This is a genomic window from Photobacterium proteolyticum, assembly GCF_001939735.1.
Classification (GTDB): domain Bacteria; phylum Pseudomonadota; class Gammaproteobacteria; order Enterobacterales; family Vibrionaceae; genus Photobacterium; species Photobacterium proteolyticum.
Genome location: NZ_MJIL01000055.1, coordinates 102,736 through 126,036, shown reverse-complemented (window position 1 = coordinate 126,036; position 23,301 = coordinate 102,736). Strand labels below are relative to the sequence as shown.

Here is a 23,301-nt window from a genome sequence, read left to right as displayed (position 1 = left end):
CGAGGCGGAATCGAACCACCGACACGAGGATTTTCAATCCTCTGCTCTACCGACTGAGCTATCGAGGCAAAAGTAAAAGCGGTTAGGCTTTAACTTCTGCAATGTTGCTTTATGCAACAATTGCTAAGAGNAACTAAGGGGGAATTGTATGGTGCTCGGGGACGGAATTGACCGCGCCCGGCTAGGGACCGACACATTACTGCAACGCAGTAACAGAAATCAATCTCTAATTTTATATGGTGCCTCGAGGCGGAATCGAACCACCGACACGAGGATTTTCAATCCTCTGCTCTACCGACTGAGCTATCGAGGCAAAAGTAAAAGCGGTTAGGCTTTAACTTCTGCAATGTTGCTTTATGCAACAATTGCTAAGAGATGGTGCCGACTACCGGAGTCGAACTGGTGACCTACTGATTACAAGTCAGTTGCTCTACCTACTGAGCTAAGTCGGCACACTGTATCTTTTACGCTTCAAGCCTATGGCTTAAAACAAAATTTGGCTCCCCCTGCGGGACTCGAACCTGCGACATACGGATTAACAGTCCGCCGTTCTACCAACTGAACTAAGGGGGAATAGATTTTGTTGCTTGCACCATTGTTCCAAAAAGAAGAATGGTGCCTCGAGGCGGAATCGAACCACCGACACGAGGATTTTCAATCCTCTGCTCTACCGACTGAGCTATCGAGGCAACGGGGCGCATTAAAAAGGTTTTCAGCCTTTGCGTCAACGATTTTTTGATAAAAAAAGTGCAACCTTTGTTTTTTTACGCTGATTGCTCGTATTTTGAACTTTATCGTGTGGTTCAGGAGGGATATTATCGCTGCGTATTGTCAGCCAAGGCTTGCTGCTCCTGGTTTAATGCACGCAGCAAAGCCGGACGTCTGCTCATGTGCTGGCGGTATGTTTCAAGCCTTGGTGGGAGTTTTTGGTCGAATTTGACCGCCCAGTTGAGGGTGTGAGTTAGCAAGATGTCGGCAACACTAGGAAACTGCCCGGCGAGGAATTCGGTATCGGGCAACCATTTTTCGGCGGTTTGTGCCGCTTTTTTAAATTCCCACTTTGCCACTGAGATCATTTCAGGCAGGCGTATCTGCTTGGGTAGGGCAAAGCGGTGCTTTCCCATCGACCAAAGTGGTTGCTCCAGCTCGGTAATGATGAAGCTTACCCATTCTAACTGCTTTGCCGCCTGAGGCGTTGCGGGTTTGGGAAGCCAGTGTTTGCCATACTTTTCTGCCAGATAAAGGCAAATAGCCGCTGATTCTGTGAGGGTCGTTTCGTCATCTTTAAGAGCAGGTACTTTTCCCTGAGGACAAATGGCAAGGTAGTCGGCAGATTTATGCTCTCCTTTGGCAAAATCAATCAAGTGATATTGCCACTCCAGTCCGAGCTCTTCCAGTAGCCAGGATACACGTAGCGAGCGGGTCCGAGGGTAACCGTATAGGGTGATCACTCTGTCTTCCTTGATAATTCATGAGGATGCATGAATATAAACGTAGCCTAAAACAAGCAGCCAGCGCAAAGTACCAAGATGTTTTTTACGATTTACAGGAGAGAGGGGAGAGGCCAGCCCTGCGACAATTAGCGCAAAGCGGTAACAGACAGATATAAAAAAAGCCTCATCCGAAGACAAGGCTTTCTTTAATGTGGCTCCCCCTGCGGGACTCGATCGGGGCGGCCTTCCGCCTGTGACAATGATTGCGAAGCAATCAGCATGGCGCAGATAAAGAAAAACCCCAGCCTTGCGGCTAGGGCTTTCAATGTGGCTCCCCCTGCGGGACTCGAACCTGCGACATACGGATTAACAGTCCGCCGTTCTACCAACTGAACTAAGGGGGAATTGTATGGTGCCTCGAGGCGGAATCGAACCACCGACACGAGGATTTTCAATCCTCTGCTCTACCGACTGAGCTATCGAGGCAAAAGCAGGATGGTTAAGTCTCTGCTTTGCAATAAATGGTGCCGACTACCGGAGTCGAACTGGTGACCTACTGATTACAAGTCAGTTGCTCTACCTACTGAGCTAAGTCGGCACACTTATTCTTGTTGTCTTCAAGCCTGGGCTCAAAAACTAAATTTGGCTCCCCCTGCGGGACTCGAACCTGCGACATACGGATTAACAGTCCGCCGTTCTACCAACTGAACTAAGGGGGAATCGCTTTCGTTGCTTGCACCATTATTCAAAAAAGAAGAATGGTGCCTCGAGGCGGAATCGAACCACCGACACGAGGATTTTCAATCCTCTGCTCTACCGACTGAGCTATCGAGGCAACGGAGCGCTATTAAACGGGTTTTCAGCCTGTTCGTCAACAACTTTTTTAATAAAAATGCCTGCTTGCTCGCTTTTTATACATGGGCGGCATTGGCGGCTATTTCATTGTCATCGCATCAGATTTTTCCCTGATTGAATTCCTTCTGGAAAGTCGTCACTTTCTGCAGATAACGCCTTGCCTCGGCTTTGGGATGCTTGTTGGTGAGCGCCCAGTAAACCTGGTTAGGTTTTAGGCTGTTGAGATCATTCATTGCCCGTTTCCGGTCACGGTGGAAGGTTTTTAAGACCCCACCGGTACCACCGTTATAGGCCGAAATCATGCTGTAGTGCAGCGATAGCGGGTCACGGACCTCTTTGAGGTAGCGGTTTCGCAGGATATAGAAATAGGCGGTACCGGTATCAATGTTCTTTGCCGGATCAAACAGGTATTCAGGCGAGGGCTTGCCTGATTTGTTCTTTACCAGCTTGAAAACATCGGCGCCCGCGGTGTTGGGAACGACCTGCATCAGGCCATAGGCATTGGCATGGCTGACGGCATAGGGGTTGAAGCTGCTCTCGGTCTTGATGATGGCGTAGATCAGATCCTCGGGGATACCGTAGCGCCTTGAGGCATCACGAACAATGCTGGCGTACTTGTAGCTTCGCTTGTTGGCGTGATCGGCAACCATGGGTATTTCGACATAATAGGCCTGCTGGTAACGAACCTTGCGTTTTTTCAGTCCGTTATTAATCAGGTAGTCGGCAAACTGGTTCGCTCGCCATGACCACTCGATAGGCTTGCCATCCTGATCCAGAACCTGGCCGTAGAGGAAAGGCTTGCCGTTGAAATCAATGCCCGAGTCTGAATACAAATCAACGCCGCCCGGGTTATCCGGGGTGAGTAGCGTGGTTGTTATGGCTTCTTTGAGATGGTTCTCCGGCTCTGTGGTGGCAACGGTCTCGACAATCACGACGCCGCGTACGAAATCGACATGGGCTCGACTTTTGTAGCCATCGGTATATTTGACGTACTGGCGCTTGCCTGCCACCAGGGAGTCGTTGTCCCCCCAGTAGCGCTTTACCTGGCCGCTGAAATTGTTCATCAGGCGATCAAGGGCCGCAGAATCCTTGGTAAACTGGCCCGGCAGCGGGGCGAGGTTTTTGGCAAAGCGGTTGGTTGTGGTGTAGTCGACGTCGTAAAATTTTTCGACAAATTCGCGACTGCATCCGCTCAGCAGCAGAAGTGACAGTATAAGAGCGCGTTTTTTCATAGTTCCCGGTAAAAAAAAGACATCACTTGTTTATTGGCAAATGATGTCATTATCTGGCACTCCGGGTAAGCTTTTTATCCCGGAGAAGCGATTATTCGTGAAGTCAGGGCGATAACTACTCGCTCGGCGGCGTATAACCGTCGATGATCACATCCTGACCTTCAAACAGGAAGTTGACCATTTCTGTTTCCAGCAGCTTGCGGTGCTCCGGATCCATCATGTTCAGTTTCTTCTCGTTGATCAGCATGGTTTGCTTACCTTGCCACTCCGCCCAGGCTTCTTTCGAAATATTGTCGAAAATACGTTTACCCAGCTCGCCCGGATAAAGTTGGAAATCCAAACCTTCTGCTTCTTTTTTCAGACGGGCACAAAATACAGTACGGCTCATCGAGTGGCTCCTTAATCCTAACCTTCATGAGTACGCTGCTAGTTATACCAGAGTGCAGCGTATGCTTCTAGATATCACACTGAAAGGGCTGTATAGCCCTTTCATAGTTAAGGTTACGCACCATTAATAAGTTCGTAGTGCAAGCTTTCAAGGATCTGCTGGACTGGCGCTGCCAGGCCCACTTTTGGTGGCTGGTTTAGGTTGTACCACTGGCCCTTGCCGGACTCGCCAATCATATCCGGCATTGCCCTTAGCGTGATTTTAACTGGCACGATATCGAGGTGGTAGTGGCTGAATGTATGGCGGAATGCATTCAACTGCTCGGTGGCCTCGATCTTTTGGCCAGAAGAGCCAAGGCGCTGCTCGATAATACCGTCAAGATCCTGATGATCATTTTGTGGAAAGCACCATAGCCCTCCCCAGATCCCGGCCGGTGGCCGTTGCTCGAGCCAGACTTCCTCGCCGCATTGAAAAATGGCAAACCAGGCCTGTTTTTCGGGCAGTGTTTTTTTCGGTTTCTTGCCGGGAAAGTCCATCTGGCGCTGCTGTGCCTTGGCCTGACACATTTCGGCTACCGGGCATAACTCGCATTTTGGCTTGCTGCGGGTGCAGATCATTGCGCCCATATCCATCATTGCCTGGTTATAGCGCTCGACACCTGCTGCCGGGGTGTTTTTCTCGGCAATTTCCCACAGGGCATTTTCAACCGGCTTTTTCCCTGGCCAGCCTTCAATTGTATAGCAGCGGGCCAGGGTGCGTTTTACATTACCGTCGAGGATAGGGTGGTGCTGGTTGAGTGACAGGGATAGCACGGCACCGGCGGTCGAGCGGCCGATCCCCGGTAGGGCGATAACACTGTCGATATCGGTCGGGAATTCCCCTTTGTGCTCGGTCACAATAACCTGTGCGGCTTTGTGAAGGTTGCGGGCACGGGCGTAGTAGCCGAGTCCGGTCCATAAATGCAGTACCTCATCCTGCTCTGCAACAGCGAGATCCTGAACGGTCGGGAAACGGGCTATAAAACGTTCGAAATACGGGATCACCGTGGCAACCTGGGTTTGCTGGAGCATGATCTCCGACAGCCAGACTTTGTAAGGGGTTTTGTTGAGCTGCCAAGGCAGTGTCTTGCGGCCGAATTTGTCGTACCACGTCAAAATGGCCTCAGAAAAGGTATTAGTCACAGAAATTCGCTCACTTTACTTGTAGTGTGTCTGCCTGGTGATGCTGATGGCCTCTATCGGTTAAAATTGAGTCAGATCTGGCAATCACTTATACTTCCTGACACCGTGCAACTCGCACAGCGGCGAAAGTTATTATTGGGTTTTATTGAGCGAGATTGCACCACAAACTGGGTATTGTCGCAATCGATAGACTTGAACTTAGCCTATAACTTTGGATAATGCCGTTCCGTTTCTTTTTTGTTTGGATAGTAAGCATGAGCGAAGTTTCAAAAAAGTCAGGTGAAGTGACCATGACTGAATTTACCGAAGACGGCAAACTGGTACGAAAAATTCGTAGCTTTGTCCGTCGTGAAGGCCGTTTAACCAAAGGCCAGGAGCTGGCGATGGAAAACAACTGGCCGACAATGGGTATTGACTTCGCTCAGGAACTAATCAACTGGAAAGAAGTGTTTAACCGCGAAGCACCGGTCGTACTGGAAATTGGTTTTGGTATGGGGGCCTCTCTGGTTGAAATGGCGAAGAATGCGCCAGAGAAGAACTATGTCGGTATCGAAGTACACAGCCCGGGTGTCGGTGCATGCCTGATGGCAGCAGAAGAAGCCGGCCTGACAAACCTGCGCGTTATGTGCCATGACGGTGTCGAAGTGTTTGATCATATGATCCCGGATGGCAGCCTGGACATGGTTCAGCTGTTCTTCCCTGACCCTTGGCATAAGGCGCGTCACCACAAGCGCCGTATTGTTCAGCCTGAATTTGCACAAATGCTGCGTAAAAAGCTGAAAATCGGCGGTATTTTCCATATGGCGACAGACTGGGAAAACTATGCCGAGCACATGGTTGAAGTGATGAACGCGGCGCTAGGTTACCGCAATACGGCAACTGACGGTGATTACATTCCGCGTCCGGAAGATCGACCTCTGACTAAATTTGAAGCTCGTGGCCACCGTTTGGGCCACGGCGTATGGGATATGAAGTTCGAACGAACTGAATAATTTCCCCGTTGACGGTTCGGCATTCGAATCGGGAACAACGAAAATCCAATGCAATTGAAGAAAAGCCAGCCTCGTGTTGGCTTTTTTATCCTTGGAGAAAAAATAATGAAGCCAACAGAAACGTTGCTCAGTGAGATTTTAGACGAAGTCAGGCCATTGATTGGCCAGGGTAAAGTCGCTAACTACATCCCGGCATTGGCCAAAGTACCGGCTGATAAGCTGGGGATTGCAGTCTGCTATAACGATGGTGAAATTATTCAGGCCGGTGACAGCGAGGAAGGCTTCTCGATCCAGTCTATCTCCAAGGTATTGAGCCTGACGATGGCTATGACCCTGTACGAGCCTGATGAGATCTGGCAGCGCGTCGGCAAGGAGCCTTCGGGGCACGCCTTCAATTCCATGATCCAGCTTGAGCTGGAAAACGGCATTCCGCGCAACCCGTTTATCAATGCCGGGGCTTTGGTGGTGTCGGATCTGCTGCATAGCCGGCTTTCTGCTCCCCAGTACCGGATGCTGGAACAGGTACGTGAACTGGCCTGCAACCCGCATATTGTCTATGACAAGGAGGTTGCGGGCTCCGAAATGCAGCACAGTGATCGCAATGCTTCTATTGCCTACCTGATGCGCTCGTTCGGCAATTTTGAAAATGAAGTGATGCCGGTACTAACCAACTACTTCAGCTATTGCGCTTTGAAGATGAGTTGCGTTGATTTGGCGAGGACATTTAGCTATCTGGCCAATAAAGGGCTTCCTTTAGGCGCGAAAAAAACGATCATCAGTCAGACTCAGAGTAAGCAAACCAATGCCTTGCTTGCGACCTGCGGGTTATATGACGGTGCCGGTGAGTTTGCCTATCGGGTGGGCATGCCGGGCAAGTCCGGAGTCGGTGGCGGTATTATCGCGATCGTACCGGGTGAAATGTCGATTGCGGTATGGTCGCCAGAGTTGGACCCATCCGGGAACTCACTGGCTGGAACTGCGGCACTGGAGTTGCTGGCAGAGAGAATTGGACGTTCTATTTTTTAACGGGTGATGGCAGCTTGCGATGAGCGGTGCATGCCCTGACTCATGGGGGATGCATATGCGTAAGAGCCATTGTTACACAATAAGTCCGTGGTGTATTTTTCTCGGCTTGTTCGTCAGTACTGCCGCGCTATCGGCGCCACTGTGCCAACCACAGTGGCATAATGCGATTACCTTGCAAGATAGCGAGATACGGCTTGAAAGCGGTGCTGATACGTTTCTGGTCAAACCGAGCGGGCAGCTCTATTACGGGGTCCATAAGGTTAAGCTCAATGACCAGCAGCTTGCTGTGCTGGCCTCCTACCATCGCATGATGACCGACGATCTGCCCTATGTGCTATCCCACTCCCAGTTTATTGATCAGGAGCTGTGTGATCGGGTTGCCAGGCGCCAGAAAAAAGAACATGAGATCCAGTCTTTGATCCCGGCGCTGAGGCAATGGCAGAGCGTGACTCTGGAGTAAATTATTCCTCGTCGACAAAGGCGGCCAGCAGGTCATTGAGGAACAACTTGCCCTGTTCGGTGATCTGCCACTCGCTGCCGTTATCGGTCAGGTAGTTTTTCCCCAGAGCCCAGTCTATCGAAGACTGAATAGCGTCTAATGGCAGGCCGGTACGCTCGACAAAGTCCTGCTTGGGGCAGGATTCCAGCAGGCGGAAACGGTTCATGAAGAACTCAAATGGCCTTTCGCTATCCTCAACCTGTGTTTCCTGATCCAGATACGGTTTCTGCGGGTTCAGGTAGCCACGCGGGTGCTTGACCTTGACGGTTCGGGTGATCGTACCGTCGGCAAAACTGATCTTGCCATGGGCGCCGCAGCCAATTCCGAGATAATCACCGAAGCGCCAGTAGTTGAGATTGTGACGGCATTGCAGGCCGGGTTTGCTATAGCCGGAAATCTCGTACTGGACATAACCCGCTTCGGTCAGCAACTGGTGGCCTTGTTCGAAGATATCCCACAGGTCGTCGTCATCCGGCAGTGTCGGCGGCTTGGAGTAGAATAGGGTATTGGGCTCGATAGTGAGCTGGTACCAGGACAAGTGCGGTGGGTTGAGGGCGATAGCCTGCTTGAGATCCGACAGGGCATCGTCTATCGATTGATCAGGCAGCCCGTGCATCAGGTCAATGTTAAAGCTGTTCAACCCGGCGTCAGTCGCGAGATTGGCTGCCCTGGTTGCTTCGTCGCTGCCATGGATTCGGCCAAGGCGCTTTAGCTTCTCATCCTGGAAGCTCTGGATTCCGATAGAAATCCGGTTGATACCGACCTCGCGGTAGGCAGTAAAACGCCCGGCTTCGACGGTACCCGGGTTGGCTTCCATGGTAATTTCAATATTCTCGCTGAACGGAATACGGGCCTCGATTGCCTTTAGCAGACGGCCGATCTCCTCGGGGGAGATCAGGCTCGGTGTACCACCGCCGATAAAAATTGAATGCAGCGAACGGCTGTCTTCTGTCAGCCGATAGGTGGCCAGATCGGTGTCCAGATCCTCGATGAGGGCATCGATATAATCGAGCTCGGGGATCTCCGCTTTCAGGGCGTGCGAGTTAAAGTCACAGTAGGGACATTTCTGTACACACCATGGAATGTGGACATACAGGCTGAGTGGCGGTGGAACTAGCATTAGGCGTCCTTCAGGGCGGCAAATAGTTTCTGCAGGGCTTTGCCGCGGTGTGAAAGCTGCTTCTTGCGGGCAGGCTCCAGCTCGGCGGAGGCGCACTGATCTTCCGGTACCCAGAAGACGGGATCATAACCGAAGCCATTCTCGCCCTGGGCCTCGTTCAGGATGGTGCCTTCCCAGCTGCCGTGGCAAACCAGTGGTGTCGGATCATTTTCGTGTCGCATCATAACCAGTACGCAGTGGAAGCGGGCAGTACGCTGCTCGGCAGGAACGCCTTCCATTTCTTTCAGTAGCTTTTCCAGATTCTGCTGATCACTGGCATCTTCGCCGGCAAAGCGGGCTGAGTAGATACCCGGCGCGCCCTTGAGGTAATCCACTTCCAGGCCGGAGTCATCGGCAATTGCCGGCAGGCCTGTCTCCTTCGCCGCATGACGAGCTTTGATAATGGCATTTTCGATAAAGGTTGTGCCGGTTTCGGCAACCGAAGAGACGTTGTAGTCGCTCTGGGCGACGACATCAAACCCAAAGTCTGCAAGCAGGCTTGCCATTTCTTTTACTTTGCCCTGGTTGCCAGTGGCTAGTACTAGTTTGCTCATCATTGTTCCTCGGTGAATTCGTGCGGACTGGTAATAACGGGGCGCTATGATAATACCAATCTTGCTCTGCCACCACTCAATTGAGCGCGGACTGTTTTCTGATAGCTTTACTGCTTAGTTTCCTGATAATAAAAAAGGAGCCACTGGCTCCTTCCGGGTATGCGTGGCGGCTGCCTAGTCGACATAAAATGTCTGCTTGAATGCTATCTGGCCACTGTTTCCGCCCTGAGAGACATCGATGGTAAAGCTGAAGCTCTCCTCGTTGGCATGGCTTAGCTCGGCAATATAGTAGATGGCAGAGCCTTCGCGAACCTCGCGGAAGGAAAGTTTCTTGATTGAACCAAGCAGGTTCTTAGCCTGTCCGGACAAGACTGCAGTGACTGCCGGTTTGCCGGCCTGGGTTTTGTCCAGCACGGTGACATTGACCACAGCCGAGTAACGGCTGCGCTGAATGCGGTAGGTGTTGGCGACCTCGGGAGTCAGGAAGGTAGAAGGAAAGCTGGAGTAATGGACTTCAAGGTTACCGATATTGGTTAACTGTTCAGCATTAACGGGAAGGGCGGTAAAGAGTAGTGCTGATAATAAACATAAAATACGAGTCATGATTTTATCCTTTTGGATACTCACCGGTTATTTATACGACCCCTATAGCCTGGTGGGTATTTCATTCTTTTTAGTATAGTCAGCTGATGATTGTTGTAGCAGCCCAGCCAGGCGGCTGAGCTGTTGATTTTTTGAGTACTTGAGTCTGCGAATGTTTACAGCAGGTCAGAAACGATTGCGGGCGTTTCCCGCGGGGTCTCGATACGTACCTGTTTGTGGCGGCCGAGCTCGCCTTTTTCAATTACCACCTGTCCCTTGGCAACCCGGAACTGCTTGGCCAGGTATTTGGTGAGATGAGCATTGGCTTTGCCGTCGACCGGCGGGGCGGTAATGGCAACTTTGAGCTCGTCGCCATGAAGGCCGACGATTTGGTCCCGGCTGGCTTTGGGTTGAATATACAGCCGGATCACCAAATCGTCTCCGCTGCGAGTTATCGCATTCAGACTCATAGCTGGTGCCAGATCGGACCGATGATATCGCCCATCAGGAAGTTGGCAAATTGCAGGCCGATAAACAGAACCAGAACACTTAGATCCAGGCCGCCCATTGCCGGAATAATACGACGGATAGGGGCTGTCATCGGCTCGGTTAGCTGGTGCATGACGTATTCAACCGGGCTGCGGCCCTGGCTGACCCAGCTCAGAATTGCGCGTAGCAGCAGTACCCAGAATAGCAGACCACCGGCAGCTTTTAGCAGCGCCAGGGCGCCAACCCACAAGAAGTCAGGGGTGAATGCCATGCCGCCACCAGTCAGTACCAGCTGGAGAATGACAAACTTGGCAATGCTAAGAACATAGGCAAACAGCAGCGTGGCAAGATCCAGCGAGCCAATCGACGGGATAATACGACGCAGCGGCGCGACAACCGGCTGGGTTGCCTTGACGATAAACTGGGAGAACGGGTTATAGAAATCTGCCCGAGCCCACTGGAGCCAGATCCGTAGCAATACAACCATGATGTAGAGGTCAAACAGGGTACTGACCAGAAAACCAATTGAATTCATAACTAAACCTTAAAATAATTTTTCCATTTCTTCAGCGCGGGAAATCGCAGCACGCATTGCTTTGGCTACGGTATCACTAAGTTGGTGCTCGTTAAACGTCCGCAGTGCTTCTGCCGTGGTTCCACCTTTGGATGTTACCTGCTCGCGCAAGGTGGCCAGCTCGGTATCCGGGTTGGCAACCACCATCTCCGCAGCTCCCGCTGCAGACTGCTGTACCAGCAGACGGGCTGTCTGCGGATCAAAGCCCTGCCTGATAGCTTCAGTCTGCATCGCTTCCATAAACAGGAAGAAATAGGCCGGGGCACTGCCTGCTGCCGCTATAATACCGTTAATTCCCGACTCCTGCTCTACCCAGCACACTTCGCCGACAGCTCGCATTAAGTTTTCGGCAAAGGCCTTGTCAGCTGCTGCGACTAAATCTGAAGCATACATACCGCTCATTCCTTTGCCAATAAGCGACGGCGTATTGGGCATAACCCTGACGAGGTTGAGCTCGGTGGCGAGCATTTCGTTAAGGCGCTGGGCGGAGATGCCCGCTGCGATTGAGATCACCAGCTTACCGGACAGGTCGATGCCCTGTAGCGGGCGGCAGACCTCTTCCATCAACTGTGGCTTGACGGCCAGCACGATTACCTCGGCCTGTTCGGCTGCCAGCAGGTTGTCGTCACCGGTGTGGATACCGTAGTCGCGGGCAAGCGGTTCACGGCGAGCCGGGCCCGGTGCGGTGGCGGTGATCTTGTCGGCAGGGTAGCCGCTGCAAACCAGCCCGGCAATGATAGAGCGGGCCATATTGCCGGCACCGATAAAAGCGATTGAACGTTGTTCCATGTAGAGTCCTTGTCAAATAGTCCTAAGAGCCATTTACTGTTTAGTGCCGTAGTCACGCGCGCCGAAGATCGCGGTGCCGATACGGACAATGCTACTGCCTGCAGCGATGGCGGCTTCCATATCACCGCTCATGCCCATTGACAGGGTATCGAGCTGCGGATGCTTGCCTTTTAATGCCTTCTGGGCCTCGGCCAATGCATGAAATGCTGCATATTGGCTATCGTAGTCGTCCGCTTTTTGCGGAATTGACATCAGGCCGCGCAGCAAGATGTTGGGCATGGCGGCAATTTCGTCGGCCAGTGTGGCTAACTCGTCAAAGGTGACGCCGGATTTGCTGGCTTCAGCGCTGGTATTGACCTGCAATAGTATATTTAATGGTGGCATATCTTCCGGGCGTTGCTCACTGAGACGACGGGCGATTTTTGCCCGGTCGACAGAGTGCACCCAGTCAAAATGCTCGGCAATCTGCCGGGTTTTGTTTGACTGGATAGGACCGATAAAATGCCAGCTAAGTTTGTCAGCCTGCGGGCTGGTGGCAAAATGCTGTACCTTTTCGACACCTTCCTGGACATAGTTTTCGCCAAACGCAAATTGTCCCGCATCGATGGCTTCTTCGATAGCGACAATGGGTTTGGTCTTGCTTACCGCCAGTAACTGCACGGAATCGGCTGTCCGGCCGCATTTTTCTGTTGCCGAGGTTATCTGGGAGATGACCTGCTCAATGTTTTGTTTGATACTACTCATAATCGATTCTGTGGGGAAAATTTATGGATATCACCGAACTACTGGACTTTAGTGTAAAGCATAATGCCTCTGATCTGCACCTTTCTGCGGGTGTTCCGCCAATGATCAGGGTTGACGGTGAAGTCAGAAAACTAAGCTTACCAGCATTGGAGCATGGAGAGGTACACCGCTTGGTGTTCGATATCATGACTGATGCCCAGCGCAGGGAGTACGAAGAGAAGCTGGAAGTGGACTTTTCGTTCGAGCTGCCGAAAGTCGGCCGTTTTCGTGTTAATGCGTTTCAGCAGTCCCGGGGAAGTGCGGCGGTATTTCGAACCATCCCAATTCATATTCCTTCGCTGGACTCGCTTAATGTACCCGAGGTGTTTTACAAAATTGCCCAGTGCCAGCGGGGCCTGGTACTGGTGACCGGAGCCACAGGTTCGGGTAAGTCTACGACTATCGCAGCCTTGGTCGACTATATCAACGCCAACTACAACCGGCACATTCTGACGATTGAAGATCCGGTGGAGTTTGTGCACAGCGGCAAGCGCTGCCTGATCAATCAGCGTGAGGTTCACCGCGATACGCATAGTTTCCACAATGCGTTGCGGTCTTCGTTGCGAGAAGATCCCGATGTTATTGTGGTCGGGGAGTTGAGGGACAGGGAAACGATCAGCCTGGCGCTGACAGCCGCCGAAACCGGGCATTTGGTACTTGGGACCTTGCATACCAGCTCGGCTGCCAAGACGGTGGACCGGATCATTGACGTTTTTCCCGGTAATGACAAAGCCATGGTGCGCTCGATGCTGTCGGAGTCACTGCGGGCGGTGGTATCGCAGAACCTGCTTAAGTGCGTCAGCGGCGGCCGGGTGGCGGCCCACGAGGTGATGATGGCGACGCCGGCGATTCGCAACCTGATCAGGGAAGACAAGGTTGCCCAGATGTACTCAATGATCCAGACCGGCTCTGCGATGGGGATGCAGACGATGGAGCAGAGTGTCAAAATGCTGGTCGCGCAGGGAATTGTAGAGTCTGAAGAAGGACGTCGTGTTGTCGACAGTAGTCTCGCCTAGCGCGTCCGTATTAGCGAAATAAAAGGAAAGGTAATGAACTTACAGCAGATCCTTGAGGAAGTGGTACGTTGCAAGGCCTCTGATCTCTACATTACAGTGGACTCCCCGTGCTTGCTGCGGGTGGACGGAAAACTTCAGCCTCTGGGAGAAAGTCTGGATCGCGACGCTGTTGATCGATTGTTTGACGAGGCGATGGATCCGGAACAGAGGCAAGATTTCACCACTAGCCGGGAGGCAAATTTTGCCCTGGTGCGCGGTGAGTGGCGCTTTCGTGTCAGTGCTTTTTGGCAGCGTGAGCTACCGGGTATGGTTGTGCGGCGGATAGAGACAGATATCCCTGATCTATTCTCGCTGAACCTGCCGATGGATATGCAGAAAATGGCGCTGGCCAAGCGTGGCCTGGTCTTGGTTGTCGGTGCAACCGGATCGGGTAAGTCGACCTCGATGGCGGCAATGACCGGTTATCGTAATAAAAATCGCAGCGGGCATATATTGACTGTCGAGGATCCGATTGAGTTTGTCCATAAGCATGAACGTTGCATTGTGACCCAGCGTGAAGTGGGGCTTGATACCGAAAGCTATGATGTCGCCTTGAAGAACTCTTTGCGCCAGGCGCCAGACATGATCCTGATCGGTGAAATTAGGACCCCCGAAACCATGGAATATGCGATGAACTTTGCTGAAACCGGGCACCTGTGTATGGCAACCTTGCATGCCAACAATGCCAACCAGGCCCTGGAGCGGATCCTGCATTTGGTGCCCAAGGAGCGTCGGGAGCAGTTTTTGTTTGATCTGTCCTTGAACCTCAAGTGTATTCTTGCCCAGCAGTTGATCCCGGATGCCAAGGGTATCGGCCGCCATGGTGCTTTTGAACTCTTGATCAATACCCCTCGGATTGCTGACTTGATCCGCCGGGGTGAATTGCATGAGATCAAAGAGGCGATGTCCAAGTCCAGCGAGTCCGGCATGATGACATTCGATCAGTCGCTGTACGAGTTGTTTCGAGAGGGCAAGATCACCGAGCAGGATGCGCTTCACCATGCCGACTCGGCCAACGATCTGCGTCTGATGATCAAGGTCGGCTGCAAGAACCAGCAGGGCAGTAATACCCTTGATGGAGTGACTGTCGATATGAGGTAACGCCTGGTAGCAAAAAGTACACTATGTAGAAAAAGCATTGGGGTTCCTATGGTCCTAATGCTTTTTTTACTTTATAAGATCTCTACTTGTTTGATATTAAAAACTTTTATGGTTGATTCGCAATGTTGGTGTACAGCTTGTTGAGCTTTTAGGTTCAAAGTGTCCAAAAGCTGTACAGGCTGATCAGGCCTTATTCAACGCGGGGTGAGATCTGGCCGGATCTTTTTCGCGAAGAAGGTGGCAGTAATTTGGTGTATAGAGATGAAAAAGGTGTACAGAGGGAAGTGTACCGGGAAAAGCTCTCCCCGTGTAATGGGGAGAGAGAGCGTTATCCGTACTGGCGTTCAAACCAGCTTTCGAGGATCACGACAGCTGACTGAGAGTCGATATTGCCTTTGCTGAGCGAGCGATAACCGCCACGATCAAACAGCTCGGAGCGGGCTTCAACGGTGCTCAGGCGCTCATCATGAAGTTCAACCTGGCAGCCGAAACGACCATGAAGGCGGTTAGCGAACTTTTTCGCCCGCGGGGTGATGGCCTCAAGTTCGCCGCCTTCCAAATCTAGCGGCAGGCCGACGACAACCAGATCAGGTTGCCATTCGTTGAGGATCTTCTCGATAGCATCCCAGCTCGGGATGCCGTCTTTGGCTTTTAGTGCGGCAAGGGGAGTGGCTGTGCCTGTCAGCTCCTGGCCGATAGCGACACCAATACTTTTGGTGCCATAGTCAAATGCTAATACGCTGCGTGAGTTACTCATGCATGTCCTGTATCAATAGAAAGATGGGCCGAATTTATGCCGAGCTGGGCAACAGCTTTATCCCAGCGCTCGTTGACCGGGGTGTTGAAAACAACGTCCGGATCGGCTTCAGTGGTTAACCAGGTATTTTCAGCCAGCTCCTGCTCAAGCTGTCCGGCTGTCCATCCGGCATAGCCGAGTGCGACCAGAAATTTCTCCGGCGCCTCGCTGGTACCGAGTAGCGGCAAGATGTCCTTGGAGGTGGTGACCGATACCTGTTCGGTAATGTTGATACTTGAGTCGAACTGACCTTCTTGCAGGTGCAAGTGAAGGACGAAACCGCGATCGCCGGACACCGGGCCCCCATTGAATACGGGTTGTTCAAGGCTTGCCGGGTTGTTTACCGGTAGCTCACGCTCAACTTCAATTTGCTCAAGCATATTGCCTACAGAAATATCGATAGGCAGGTTAATGACAATGCCCATGGCACCATCGTCATTATGTTCGCAGACATAGACAACGCTGCCCTTGAAGTTCGGATCCTGCATGCTGGGCATGGCAACCAGAAAATGATTAGTCAGATTCATTCGTGTGCACCTACAACATATCCTGTTACTTACAGTATGCCGACTATTTGTTAGAAATGGTATTTACGTCTTATACGTAACATTTTGGGATACGTAAAAAAACGCAGCCCAGTTTACAGGCTGCGTTTATATTAACGTGCTTAATTAAGCGTTTACACGGCGCTCAATGGCATCCATCAGTTTGCCGGTGATTGAGATATCGAAGGCAGCTTCGATTTCACGAATACACGTCGGACTGGTGACGTTGATCTCGGTGAGCTTGTCGCCGATGACATCAAGACCGACAAAAATCAGGCCTTTTTCTTTTAGCACCGGGGCAACGGTTTCTGCAATTTTACGATCGGTCTCGCTGATTGGACGGGCTTCACCCCGACCACCTGCTGCCAGGTTGCCGCGGGTTTCGCCCTTGGCCGGGATCCGGGCCAGGCAATATGGCATTGGCTCGCCGTCAACCACCAGAATGCGTTTGTCACCGTTGCTGATATCCGGCACAAAGGTTTGTGCCATGCAGTAGTTCTGGCCGTGGTTGGTCAGTGTCTCGATGATCACAGATACATTCGGATCGTTTTTCATCACCCGGAAGACGGATGAGCCGCCCATACCGTCAAGTGGCTTCAGGATCACATCGCCGTGCTCCTGGTGGAAGGCCTTGATCTTGTCGGCACGGCGGGTGACGACAGTGGTCGGCGTCAGATCCGGGAACCAGGCCGTAAACAATTTTTCATTGCAGTCGCGCAGGCTGCGGGGCTCGTTGACGATCAGGGCACCTTCGCTTTCGGCACGCTCAAGAATATAGGTTGCATAAATATATTCGGTATCAAAAGGCGGATCTTTACGCATCAGTACGGCATCCAGCTCGGACAGGGAGATTTCCTGCTCGTTGTGAAATTCGTACCAGCCATTTGGATCTTCTTTCAGGCTAACCACACGGGTACGGGCAACGGCCTTGCCTTGTTCCAGTGAGAGGTCGTTCATTTCCATATAATGGATTTCCCAGCCACGACGCTGCGCTTCCATCATCATGGCAAAGCTGGAATCTTTTTTAATGTTGATGGATTCGATCGGATCCATCACGATACCCAGTTTGATCATTTCGTTCTCCTAGTCAGTCGTTGGCTTGGTTAGCCTAAGTCGCCAAAGCGGACTTGTAGTGCGGTGATTGCAGTCATCGCCGTGGTTTCGGTACGCAGAACTCGCGGTCCGAGTAATATTTCATCGAATTTGTATTGCTCTGTCATGCTGATTTCTTCTGCAGACAGGCCGCCTTCCGGCCCAATGAGCAAACGTACTTTGGTCACGGGTTCCGGCAGGGTGTTAATCGAGTAGCTGGCACGTGGGTGCAGGTTCAGTTTTAGTCCGTCATACTCTTCGGCACACCAGTCTTCCAGCTTCATGACCGGGCGAATTTCCGGTACGGTATTGCGGCCGCATTGCTCACAGGCACTGATGGCAATTTTCTGCCATTGGGCCAGTTTTTTCTCAAAGCGTTCGGCGTTCAGCTTGACCCCGCAGCGCTCGGAAATCAGCGGGGTGATGGTCATTACTCCCAGCTCGACCGACTTCTGGATGGTGAACTCCATTTTTTCACCCCGCGAGATAACCTGGCCAAGGTGGATATTCAACGGAGACTCGACACTGTTCTCGCGGCGGTTTTGAATCTCGACCTCAACGCTTTTCTTGCTGGCGTTGGTGATCACAGCGGGAAATTCGGCATCACTGCCGTCAAACAGCAGCACTTCCTGACCTGTCTGCATGCGCATGACACGGCCGACGTGGTTGGCTGCATCATCGCTGAGCATGATCTTTCCTTGTTCGGGAAGTCGCTCTGGGTGGTAAATTCGTGGGATTCTCATGGCTATCTCAATAACCTGTTAGTCATTATCTCGTTGCATTATATCAACTCTGGTTGTGAATGCAGTTGTGAGTTCTGTATCGCTATTTAGTACATGGATGCAGGGAGGGGAAAATACAAGGTTGGGGGAGGATTTCTTATCGGTAAAACAGTATTACCAGATAAATGGTAATACTGTTTTTATTGATAAAGAAGTAAGTGATTATAGCCCTTGGTTTTGACAGGCCCTCAGTACATAAGGGTTGTTGTTATACTGAATATCGGCAACTCTTCTGTCCCGCTCACATTCCCAGGCTGTGACCGGGTATTGCCGGTTCCAGGCTTCCATGAGCTTGCGCTGCTGGCTCGACAGGCGGAAGGGGTATTCGTCACTCATATACAGATAGATCCGCGCAATGGCCCCTCGTGCCGAAGCGGGCGGGTCGGCACGGCGGCCTTTAAAGTCAACTTTCATTTCGCACTGGCCATAGTAAGCGCCTTTTTGCCCGTTCCAGGGGCGGAAGTTGTAATTCGAGCGGTCGCCGTTAACTTCTCCGACGGTCGGGGTTAGGTTGTGAAGATCGGCCTCCATAGTACGAAACCTCGGATCCTTACCGCACTTTTTGCGTCCGCCATCTTGCCAGCATTGCAACTGGTGTCCGAACTGCCAGGCCGGAACCACGTGCTCCCATTCAATACGGCTGGCTCGCTTTTGCTGTTTGCGTACCTGGTAGCCGCAGCTCTCTAAGTCCGGGATACCTTTTTTACCGTGCCATTCAATGTCACAGCCGCAGTAGAAGCTGACAGGGTGATCCTGATAAATGCCCACCGCGAGTTTCTTTGCTTTGCTAAATGAAGAAGGGGGAGCGGCCATTACGACGGCCGGAAACAGGAGCCCGATGCCAAGCCATTTAAAATTACACTGCATGTGATGTCTTAGTGTTAGAACGCTATCTGACAAGACTATCACTGAATGTAGTTTTTAGAAGCAGTTCACTCTTTTTAAAATAGAAAATTACATTCTTGCTTAGAAGCTGGTGCCTTTGTTAAACCGCCTGTAGTGGGTGTTGGCAGCGCCGACAGTGATAGGTCGCCTGTTTTCGCTGTACTTTGTTGTGACGACGAATGGTGAGTTGGTGCTCGCTGCAACCGCATCGGTAGAGGTAGATGGCCCCTTGCACCGAAGAGACATCAAAGCTGTGGGTAGTTCGTGCCGGTACTCCAAAGACCTCGGTCATGATGATTTGCCATTCTCGGCCGTGCGGGCGTACTTTGCCAAATAGCCTGAAGGTCACCAGGTGGGCAATTTCGTGGGGAACCACTTCGCTGAGAAATGCCTGAGGGTTTTCTTCCAGCAAAACGGGATTAAAGCGCACTTCCCAGCTCTGTAAGCGGGCACTGCCAGCTATTTTTCCCCGTTGTTTAAAACTGACTGCCGGCATGGGCAGGCGCTTGTTGAGCCTTTGGTTGGCATACGCGATACAGTGCTCGACTTTGGCGATAACTTGGGACTGGAGTGATGACATGAATTGCTGTGTGTGGCTGGTGGAGTGGGGGGAAGTATAAAGAGTTTGGGAGAGGGCGACAATAAGTGCAGAACCCCTGTTCTACAGACAACAAAAAAGGAAGCCGAAGCTTCCTTTTTAGAATCAGTGCGTTGTCGCTTACTTAATGTTAGCGAAGTCGCGTAGCATTTCTGCTTTGTCGGTAGCTTCCCAAGGAAACTCTTCACGACCGAAGTGGCCGTAGGCTGCCGTCTTCTGGTAGATAGGCTGTAGCAGATCAAGCATTTCGATCAGGCCGTATGGACGTAGGTCGAAGTGCTGGCGTACCGCTTCAACGATAACGTCGTGAGAGACTTTCTCGGTACCGAACGTCTCAACCATGATAGATGTTGGATCAGCAACACCGATAGCGTATGAAAGCTGAATTTCACAACGATCAGCAAGGCCAGCCGCAACGATGTTTTTCGCTACGTAGCGTGCCGCGTAGGCTGCAGAGCGGTCAACTTTCGATGGATCTTTACCAGAGAATGCGCCACCACCGTGGCGTGCTGCACCACCGTAGGTATCAACGATGATCTTACGACCCGTCAGACCACAGTCACCCATTGGGCCACCAATAACGAAACGGCCGGTTGGGTTAATGAAGAATTTGGTTTCTTTGTTCAGCCACTCAGAAGGCAGTACCGGCTTGATGATTTCTTCCATTACCGCTTCCTGCAGAACTGGCAGTTCGATGCTGTCACAGTGCTGGGTAGAAAGAACAACGGCATCAATACCAACAATCTTGCCTTGGTCGTAAGCAAAAGTTACCTGGCTTTTTGCATCCGGACGTAGCCATGGCAGGGTGCCGTTCTTACGGATTTTAGCCTGACGCTCTACAAGGCGGTGAGCATAGGTAACCGGTGCTGGCATTAGCACGTCAGTTTCGTTGGTCGCGTAGCCGAACATGATGCCCTGGTCACCAGCACCCAGATCGCGGGGGTCTTCACGGTCAACACCCTGGTTGATGTCCGGCGACTGCTTGCCGATAGCGCTCAGTACGGCACAAGAGTTGGCATCAAAGCCCATGTCTGAGTGGACATAGCCGATTTCACGCACTGTTTGACGGGTAATTTCTTCGATATCAACCCAGGCAGAGGTGGTAATTTCACCGCCTACCATAACCATGCCGGTTTTTACGTAAGTTTCACACGCAACACGTGCTTTTGGGTCTTGTTCCAGGATCGCATCCAGTACTGCATCAGAAATCTGATCGGCAATTTTATCCGGATGACCTTCTGATACGGACTCAGAAGTAAACAGGTGCTTTGACATGCGTACACTCACTCTTATTTGGCTGAATATTGATAACAAGGTGCTCTGAAATAAAAGGCTTTCATAAGAAAAACGCATATGGATATACGTTTGAATGTATAGAGCTACCTCCGTCTAGACGGCCATAATACCTATATCAGACTTAAAATCAACACTGTGAATAGTAAGGTGATAGATGTATCGCAAAGGCAATCGTTTACCTTTTCAGGGTCTTAACGTCAAAATTGCAAATGTAGAGGATGGCAGCTTATTGAAATAGAGCTCATTTTCTTCAGGAAAACGTTTGCAGTCCGGGGGCAGACTTTGCGACAATACCCGCCCGCCGAATCTAGGTTAATTTACCGCAGTTACAGATTGGTAAATAACTACAATACAACAGTCTACGAATTTCTGGAGCAGACATGTCTTCTCGTAAAGATCTTGCTAATGCAATCCGCGCCCTGAGCATGGATGGTGTTCAACAAGCCAACTCTGGCCACCCTGGTGCACCTATGGGGATGGCAGATATCGCTGAAGTCCTGTGGCGTGGCCACATGAACCACAACCCACAGAACCCACAGTGGGCTGATCGCGACCGTTTTGTTCTGTCAAACGGCCACGGTTCAATGCTGATTTACTCTCTGCTTCATCTGACAGGTTATGATCTGTCTATCGACGATCTGAAAAACTTCCGTCAGCTGCATTCAAAAACACCGGGCCACCCTGAATATGGCTATGCGCCGGGTGTTGAGACGACAACGGGTCCGCTGGGTCAGGGGATTACCAATGCCGTAGGTATGGCGCTGGCAGAAAAATCACTGGCGGCACAGTTCAACCGTGAAGGCCATGACATTGTCGACCACCACACTTACGTGTTTATGGGCGATGGCTGTCTGATGGAAGGTATCTCTCACGAGGCGTGCTCGCTTGCCGGTACCCTTGGTCTTGGCAAACTGATTGCCTTCTGGGATGACAACGGCATCTCAATTGACGGTGAAGTGGATGGCTGGTTCTCTGACGATACGCCTAAGCGTTTCGAATCTTATGGCTGGCATGTAATCCCGGCTGTTGACGGTCACGATCCGGAAGCTATCAATGCTGCAATCGAAGCGGCGAAAGCAGACACAGGTCGTCCGACACTGATTTGTACCAAGACCATCATTGGTTTTGGTTCACCAAACAAAGCGGGCTCGCATGACTGTCACGGTGCGCCTCTTGGTCATGACGAAATCGCAGCGGCACGCGAATTCCTGGGCTGGAACCACGGTCCGTTTGAAATCCCGGCTGACATCGCAGCAGAGTGGGATGCCAAAGAAGCCGGTGCTGCGAAAGAAACGGCATGGAACACAAAATTTGACGCGTACGCGGCAGCTCACCCAGAGTTGGCGGCTGAGTATAAGCGTCGTGTAAACGGCGATCTGCCAGCCGAGTGGGAAGAGAAAGCGAACGCTATTATTGCTGATCTTCAGGCAAATCCTGCGAACATCGCATCACGTAAAGCATCCCAAAACGCTCTGGAAGCCTTTGGTCAAATGCTTCCAGAATTCATGGGCGGCTCTGCTGACCTTGCGCCTTCTAACCTGACGATGTGGTCTGGTTCGAAGTCACTGACAGCGGACGATGCATCGGGCAACTACATCCACTACGGTGTACGTGAGTTCGGTATGACAGCCATCATGAACGGTATTGCGCTGCACGGCGGCTTCGTACCATATGGCGCAACCTTCCTGATGTTCATGGAGTACGCACGTAACGCTATGCGTATGGCGGCACTGATGAAAGTGCAGAACATCCAGGTTTACACGCACGATTCAATTGGTCTGGGTGAAGATGGTCCGACTCACCAGCCTGTTGAGCAAATTGCTTCTCTGCGTTTGACGCCGAACATGAGCACATGGCGTCCATGTGATCAGGTTGAATCTGCAGTGGCCTGGAAGCTGGCTATCGAGCGTAAAGACGGCCCGTCATCACTGATCTTCTCGCGCCAGAACCTGGCTCAGCAAGAGCGTACCGCAGCGCAGGTTGCTGACATTGCTAAGGGTGGCTACATCCTGAAAGACAGTGCAGGCAAGCCTGAGCTGATCCTGATTGCAACCGGTTCTGAAGTTGAGCTAGCAGTAGAAGCTGCAGCACAGCTAACAGCTGAAGGTAAGCAAGTACGTGTTGTCTCTATGCCGTCAACAGATGCATTCGACAAGCAAGATGCAGCTTACCGTGAAGCCGTTCTGCCATCAGATGTAACAGCACGCATCGCGATTGAAGCGGGTATTGCTGATTTCTGGTACAAGTACGTTGGTTTCGACGGCCGTATTATCGGTATGACGACCTTCGGCGAGTCTGCACCTGCTGGTGAGCTGTTCAAGATGTTTGGCTTTACGGTCGACAATGTTGTAGAGACAGCGAAAGAGCTTTTGGCATAACCAAGAGCGACGAGCATTATTTTTCGAGCTGTGGCTTTACGCACAAGAATCACACCACATAGTGATTAATTTCGAAGAATGAAAAAAAGGCCTCCTCTGGAGGCCTTTTTTGTGTTTAAAACAGGTAAAAAATGCTATCTGATGGCATGAATCAGTGCTTTTTTCGGCTGTTTTTTCTAATTATCTATATGATCTTAATCTGTTTTTTGTCTGTGTGGTGATAGCTGTCACAATTAG

24 protein-coding genes and 9 tRNA genes are annotated in these 23,301 nt (G+C 51.5%); 6 read left to right on the top strand and 27 right to left on the bottom strand.

Going from position 1 to position 23,301, the window contains the following annotated elements; all coding sequences use genetic code 11:
* Positions 1-237: 237 nt before the first annotated feature.
* The 13 genes from BIT28_RS08440 to mutY all read right to left on the bottom strand — a co-directional run bounded on the left by BIT28_RS08440 (position 238) and on the right by mutY (position 5,089).
* A tRNA-Phe gene (locus BIT28_RS08440) sits at positions 238-313 on the bottom strand.
* 63 nt (positions 314-376) lie between these two features.
* Positions 377-452, bottom strand: a tRNA-Thr gene (locus BIT28_RS08435).
* 45 nt (positions 453-497) lie between these two features.
* Positions 498-573 (bottom strand) — tRNA-Asn (locus BIT28_RS08430).
* Positions 574-613: 40 nt separating this feature from the next.
* Positions 614-689 (bottom strand) — tRNA-Phe (locus BIT28_RS08425).
* Between the two features lie 126 nt (positions 690-815).
* The gene (locus BIT28_RS08420; RefSeq protein ID WP_075763158.1) at positions 816-1,451 is read right to left on the bottom strand and encodes a glutathione S-transferase family protein; all 636 of its coding nucleotides are present in this window, start codon (positions 1,449-1,451) and stop codon (positions 816-818) included.
* A 310-nt stretch (positions 1,452-1,761) separates the two neighbouring features.
* A tRNA-Asn gene (locus BIT28_RS08415) sits at positions 1,762-1,837 on the bottom strand.
* 6 nt (positions 1,838-1,843) lie between these two features.
* A tRNA-Phe gene (locus BIT28_RS08410) sits at positions 1,844-1,919 on the bottom strand.
* A gap of 36 nt (positions 1,920-1,955) precedes the next feature.
* Positions 1,956-2,031 (bottom strand) — tRNA-Thr (locus BIT28_RS08405).
* 45 nt (positions 2,032-2,076) lie between these two features.
* Positions 2,077-2,152: transfer RNA gene (locus tag BIT28_RS08400), tRNA-Asn, on the bottom strand.
* A gap of 40 nt (positions 2,153-2,192) precedes the next feature.
* Positions 2,193-2,268, bottom strand: a tRNA-Phe gene (locus tag BIT28_RS08395).
* Positions 2,269-2,386: 118 nt separating this feature from the next.
* Positions 2,387-3,520, bottom strand: coding sequence for a membrane-bound lytic murein transglycosylase MltC (mltC, locus tag BIT28_RS08390; protein ID WP_075763157.1), 1,134 nt, complete (start codon positions 3,518-3,520; stop codon positions 2,387-2,389).
* 115 nt (positions 3,521-3,635) lie between these two features.
* Positions 3,636-3,908, bottom strand: coding sequence for an oxidative damage protection protein (locus BIT28_RS08385; protein WP_075763156.1), 273 nt, complete (start codon positions 3,906-3,908; stop codon positions 3,636-3,638).
* Between the two features lie 113 nt (positions 3,909-4,021).
* A complete protein-coding gene (mutY, locus tag BIT28_RS08380) occupies positions 4,022-5,089 on the bottom strand; it encodes an A/G-specific adenine glycosylase (RefSeq protein WP_075763155.1) in 1,068 nt (355 codons plus the stop codon).
* 254 nt (positions 5,090-5,343) lie between these two features.
* Here mutY and trmB point away from each other — a divergent pair, with 254 nt between their 5' ends.
* The 3 genes from trmB to BIT28_RS08365 all read left to right on the top strand — a co-directional run bounded on the left by trmB (position 5,344) and on the right by BIT28_RS08365 (position 7,567).
* Positions 5,344-6,081, top strand: coding sequence for a tRNA (guanosine(46)-N7)-methyltransferase TrmB (gene trmB / locus BIT28_RS08375; RefSeq protein ID WP_075763154.1), 738 nt, complete (start codon positions 5,344-5,346; stop codon positions 6,079-6,081).
* A 105-nt stretch (positions 6,082-6,186) separates the two neighbouring features.
* On the top strand, positions 6,187-7,107 hold the full coding sequence (glsB, locus tag BIT28_RS08370) for a glutaminase B (RefSeq protein WP_075763166.1): 921 nt from the start codon (positions 6,187-6,189) through the stop codon (positions 7,105-7,107).
* A gap of 55 nt (positions 7,108-7,162) precedes the next feature.
* A complete protein-coding gene (locus BIT28_RS08365) occupies positions 7,163-7,567 on the top strand; it encodes a YggN family protein (protein ID WP_139310450.1) in 405 nt (134 codons plus the stop codon).
* Position 7,568: 1 nt separating this feature from the next.
* Here BIT28_RS08365 and hemW read toward each other — a convergent pair whose 3' ends face one another.
* From hemW to BIT28_RS08330, 7 genes are all read right to left on the bottom strand, one after another.
* Positions 7,569-8,726, bottom strand: coding sequence for a radical SAM family heme chaperone HemW (gene hemW, locus BIT28_RS08360; protein WP_075763152.1), 1,158 nt, complete (start codon positions 8,724-8,726; stop codon positions 7,569-7,571).
* The gene (locus BIT28_RS08355; protein ID WP_075763151.1) at positions 8,726-9,319 is read right to left on the bottom strand and encodes an XTP/dITP diphosphatase; all 594 of its coding nucleotides are present in this window, start codon (positions 9,317-9,319) and stop codon (positions 8,726-8,728) included. The genes hemW and BIT28_RS08355 overlap by 1 nt, the downstream gene beginning before the upstream one ends.
* Before the next feature lie 174 nt (positions 9,320-9,493).
* On the bottom strand, positions 9,494-9,922 hold the full coding sequence (locus tag BIT28_RS08350; protein WP_075763150.1) for a DUF4426 domain-containing protein: 429 nt from the start codon (positions 9,920-9,922) through the stop codon (positions 9,494-9,496).
* Between the two features lie 155 nt (positions 9,923-10,077).
* Positions 10,078-10,371, bottom strand: coding sequence for a DUF167 family protein YggU (gene yggU / locus BIT28_RS08345; protein WP_205298601.1), 294 nt, complete (start codon positions 10,369-10,371; stop codon positions 10,078-10,080).
* Complete coding sequence (locus tag BIT28_RS08340; protein WP_075763149.1) at positions 10,368-10,925, bottom strand: YggT family protein; 558 nt, start codon at positions 10,923-10,925, stop codon at positions 10,368-10,370. The genes yggU and BIT28_RS08340 overlap by 4 nt, the downstream gene beginning before the upstream one ends.
* Before the next feature lie 9 nt (positions 10,926-10,934).
* Positions 10,935-11,753 carry a pyrroline-5-carboxylate reductase gene (gene proC / locus BIT28_RS08335; RefSeq protein WP_075763148.1) on the bottom strand — a complete coding sequence of 273 codons (819 nt, stop codon included), beginning with the start codon at positions 11,751-11,753 and terminating at the stop codon, positions 10,935-10,937.
* A 33-nt stretch (positions 11,754-11,786) separates the two neighbouring features.
* A complete protein-coding gene (locus BIT28_RS08330) occupies positions 11,787-12,497 on the bottom strand; it encodes a YggS family pyridoxal phosphate-dependent enzyme (protein WP_075763147.1) in 711 nt (236 codons plus the stop codon).
* Positions 12,498-12,520: 23 nt separating this feature from the next.
* Between BIT28_RS08330 and BIT28_RS08325 the strand changes: the two genes are divergently transcribed.
* Together BIT28_RS08325 and BIT28_RS08320 are read left to right on the top strand one after the other, a co-directional pair.
* Complete coding sequence (locus tag BIT28_RS08325) at positions 12,521-13,552, top strand: type IV pilus twitching motility protein PilT (protein ID WP_075763146.1); 1,032 nt, start codon at positions 12,521-12,523, stop codon at positions 13,550-13,552.
* A 33-nt stretch (positions 13,553-13,585) separates the two neighbouring features.
* Positions 13,586-14,692 carry a PilT/PilU family type 4a pilus ATPase gene (locus BIT28_RS08320; protein WP_075763145.1) on the top strand — a complete coding sequence of 369 codons (1,107 nt, stop codon included), beginning with the start codon at positions 13,586-13,588 and terminating at the stop codon, positions 14,690-14,692.
* 328 nt (positions 14,693-15,020) lie between these two features.
* Here the strand turns inward: BIT28_RS08320 and ruvX are convergent, their stop codons facing one another.
* The 7 genes from ruvX to metK form a co-directional block, all read right to left on the bottom strand.
* A complete protein-coding gene (ruvX, locus tag BIT28_RS08315; RefSeq protein ID WP_075763144.1) occupies positions 15,021-15,449 on the bottom strand; it encodes a Holliday junction resolvase RuvX in 429 nt (142 codons plus the stop codon).
* Positions 15,446-16,015 carry a YqgE/AlgH family protein gene (locus BIT28_RS08310; protein WP_075763143.1) on the bottom strand — a complete coding sequence of 190 codons (570 nt, stop codon included), beginning with the start codon at positions 16,013-16,015 and terminating at the stop codon, positions 15,446-15,448. The genes ruvX and BIT28_RS08310 overlap by 4 nt, the downstream gene beginning before the upstream one ends.
* 144 nt (positions 16,016-16,159) lie before the next feature.
* The gene (gshB, locus tag BIT28_RS08305) at positions 16,160-17,107 is read right to left on the bottom strand and encodes a glutathione synthase (protein WP_075763142.1); all 948 of its coding nucleotides are present in this window, start codon (positions 17,105-17,107) and stop codon (positions 16,160-16,162) included.
* 29 nt (positions 17,108-17,136) lie between these two features.
* A complete protein-coding gene (rsmE, locus tag BIT28_RS08300; RefSeq protein ID WP_075763141.1) occupies positions 17,137-17,868 on the bottom strand; it encodes a 16S rRNA (uracil(1498)-N(3))-methyltransferase in 732 nt (243 codons plus the stop codon).
* Positions 17,869-18,069: 201 nt separating this feature from the next.
* Positions 18,070-18,774 carry an endonuclease gene (locus BIT28_RS08295; RefSeq protein ID WP_075763140.1) on the bottom strand — a complete coding sequence of 235 codons (705 nt, stop codon included), beginning with the start codon at positions 18,772-18,774 and terminating at the stop codon, positions 18,070-18,072.
* Between the two features lie 118 nt (positions 18,775-18,892).
* Positions 18,893-19,372 carry a SprT family zinc-dependent metalloprotease gene (locus tag BIT28_RS08290; protein WP_075763139.1) on the bottom strand — a complete coding sequence of 160 codons (480 nt, stop codon included), beginning with the start codon at positions 19,370-19,372 and terminating at the stop codon, positions 18,893-18,895.
* A gap of 138 nt (positions 19,373-19,510) precedes the next feature.
* Positions 19,511-20,665 carry a methionine adenosyltransferase gene (metK, locus tag BIT28_RS08285; protein ID WP_075763138.1) on the bottom strand — a complete coding sequence of 385 codons (1,155 nt, stop codon included), beginning with the start codon at positions 20,663-20,665 and terminating at the stop codon, positions 19,511-19,513.
* Between the two features lie 401 nt (positions 20,666-21,066).
* Here metK and tkt point away from each other — a divergent pair, with 401 nt between their 5' ends.
* Positions 21,067-23,064, top strand: a complete 1,998-nt coding sequence (gene tkt / locus BIT28_RS08280) for a transketolase (RefSeq protein WP_075763137.1) — start codon at positions 21,067-21,069, stop codon at positions 23,062-23,064.
* Positions 23,065-23,301: the final 237 nt, after the last annotated feature.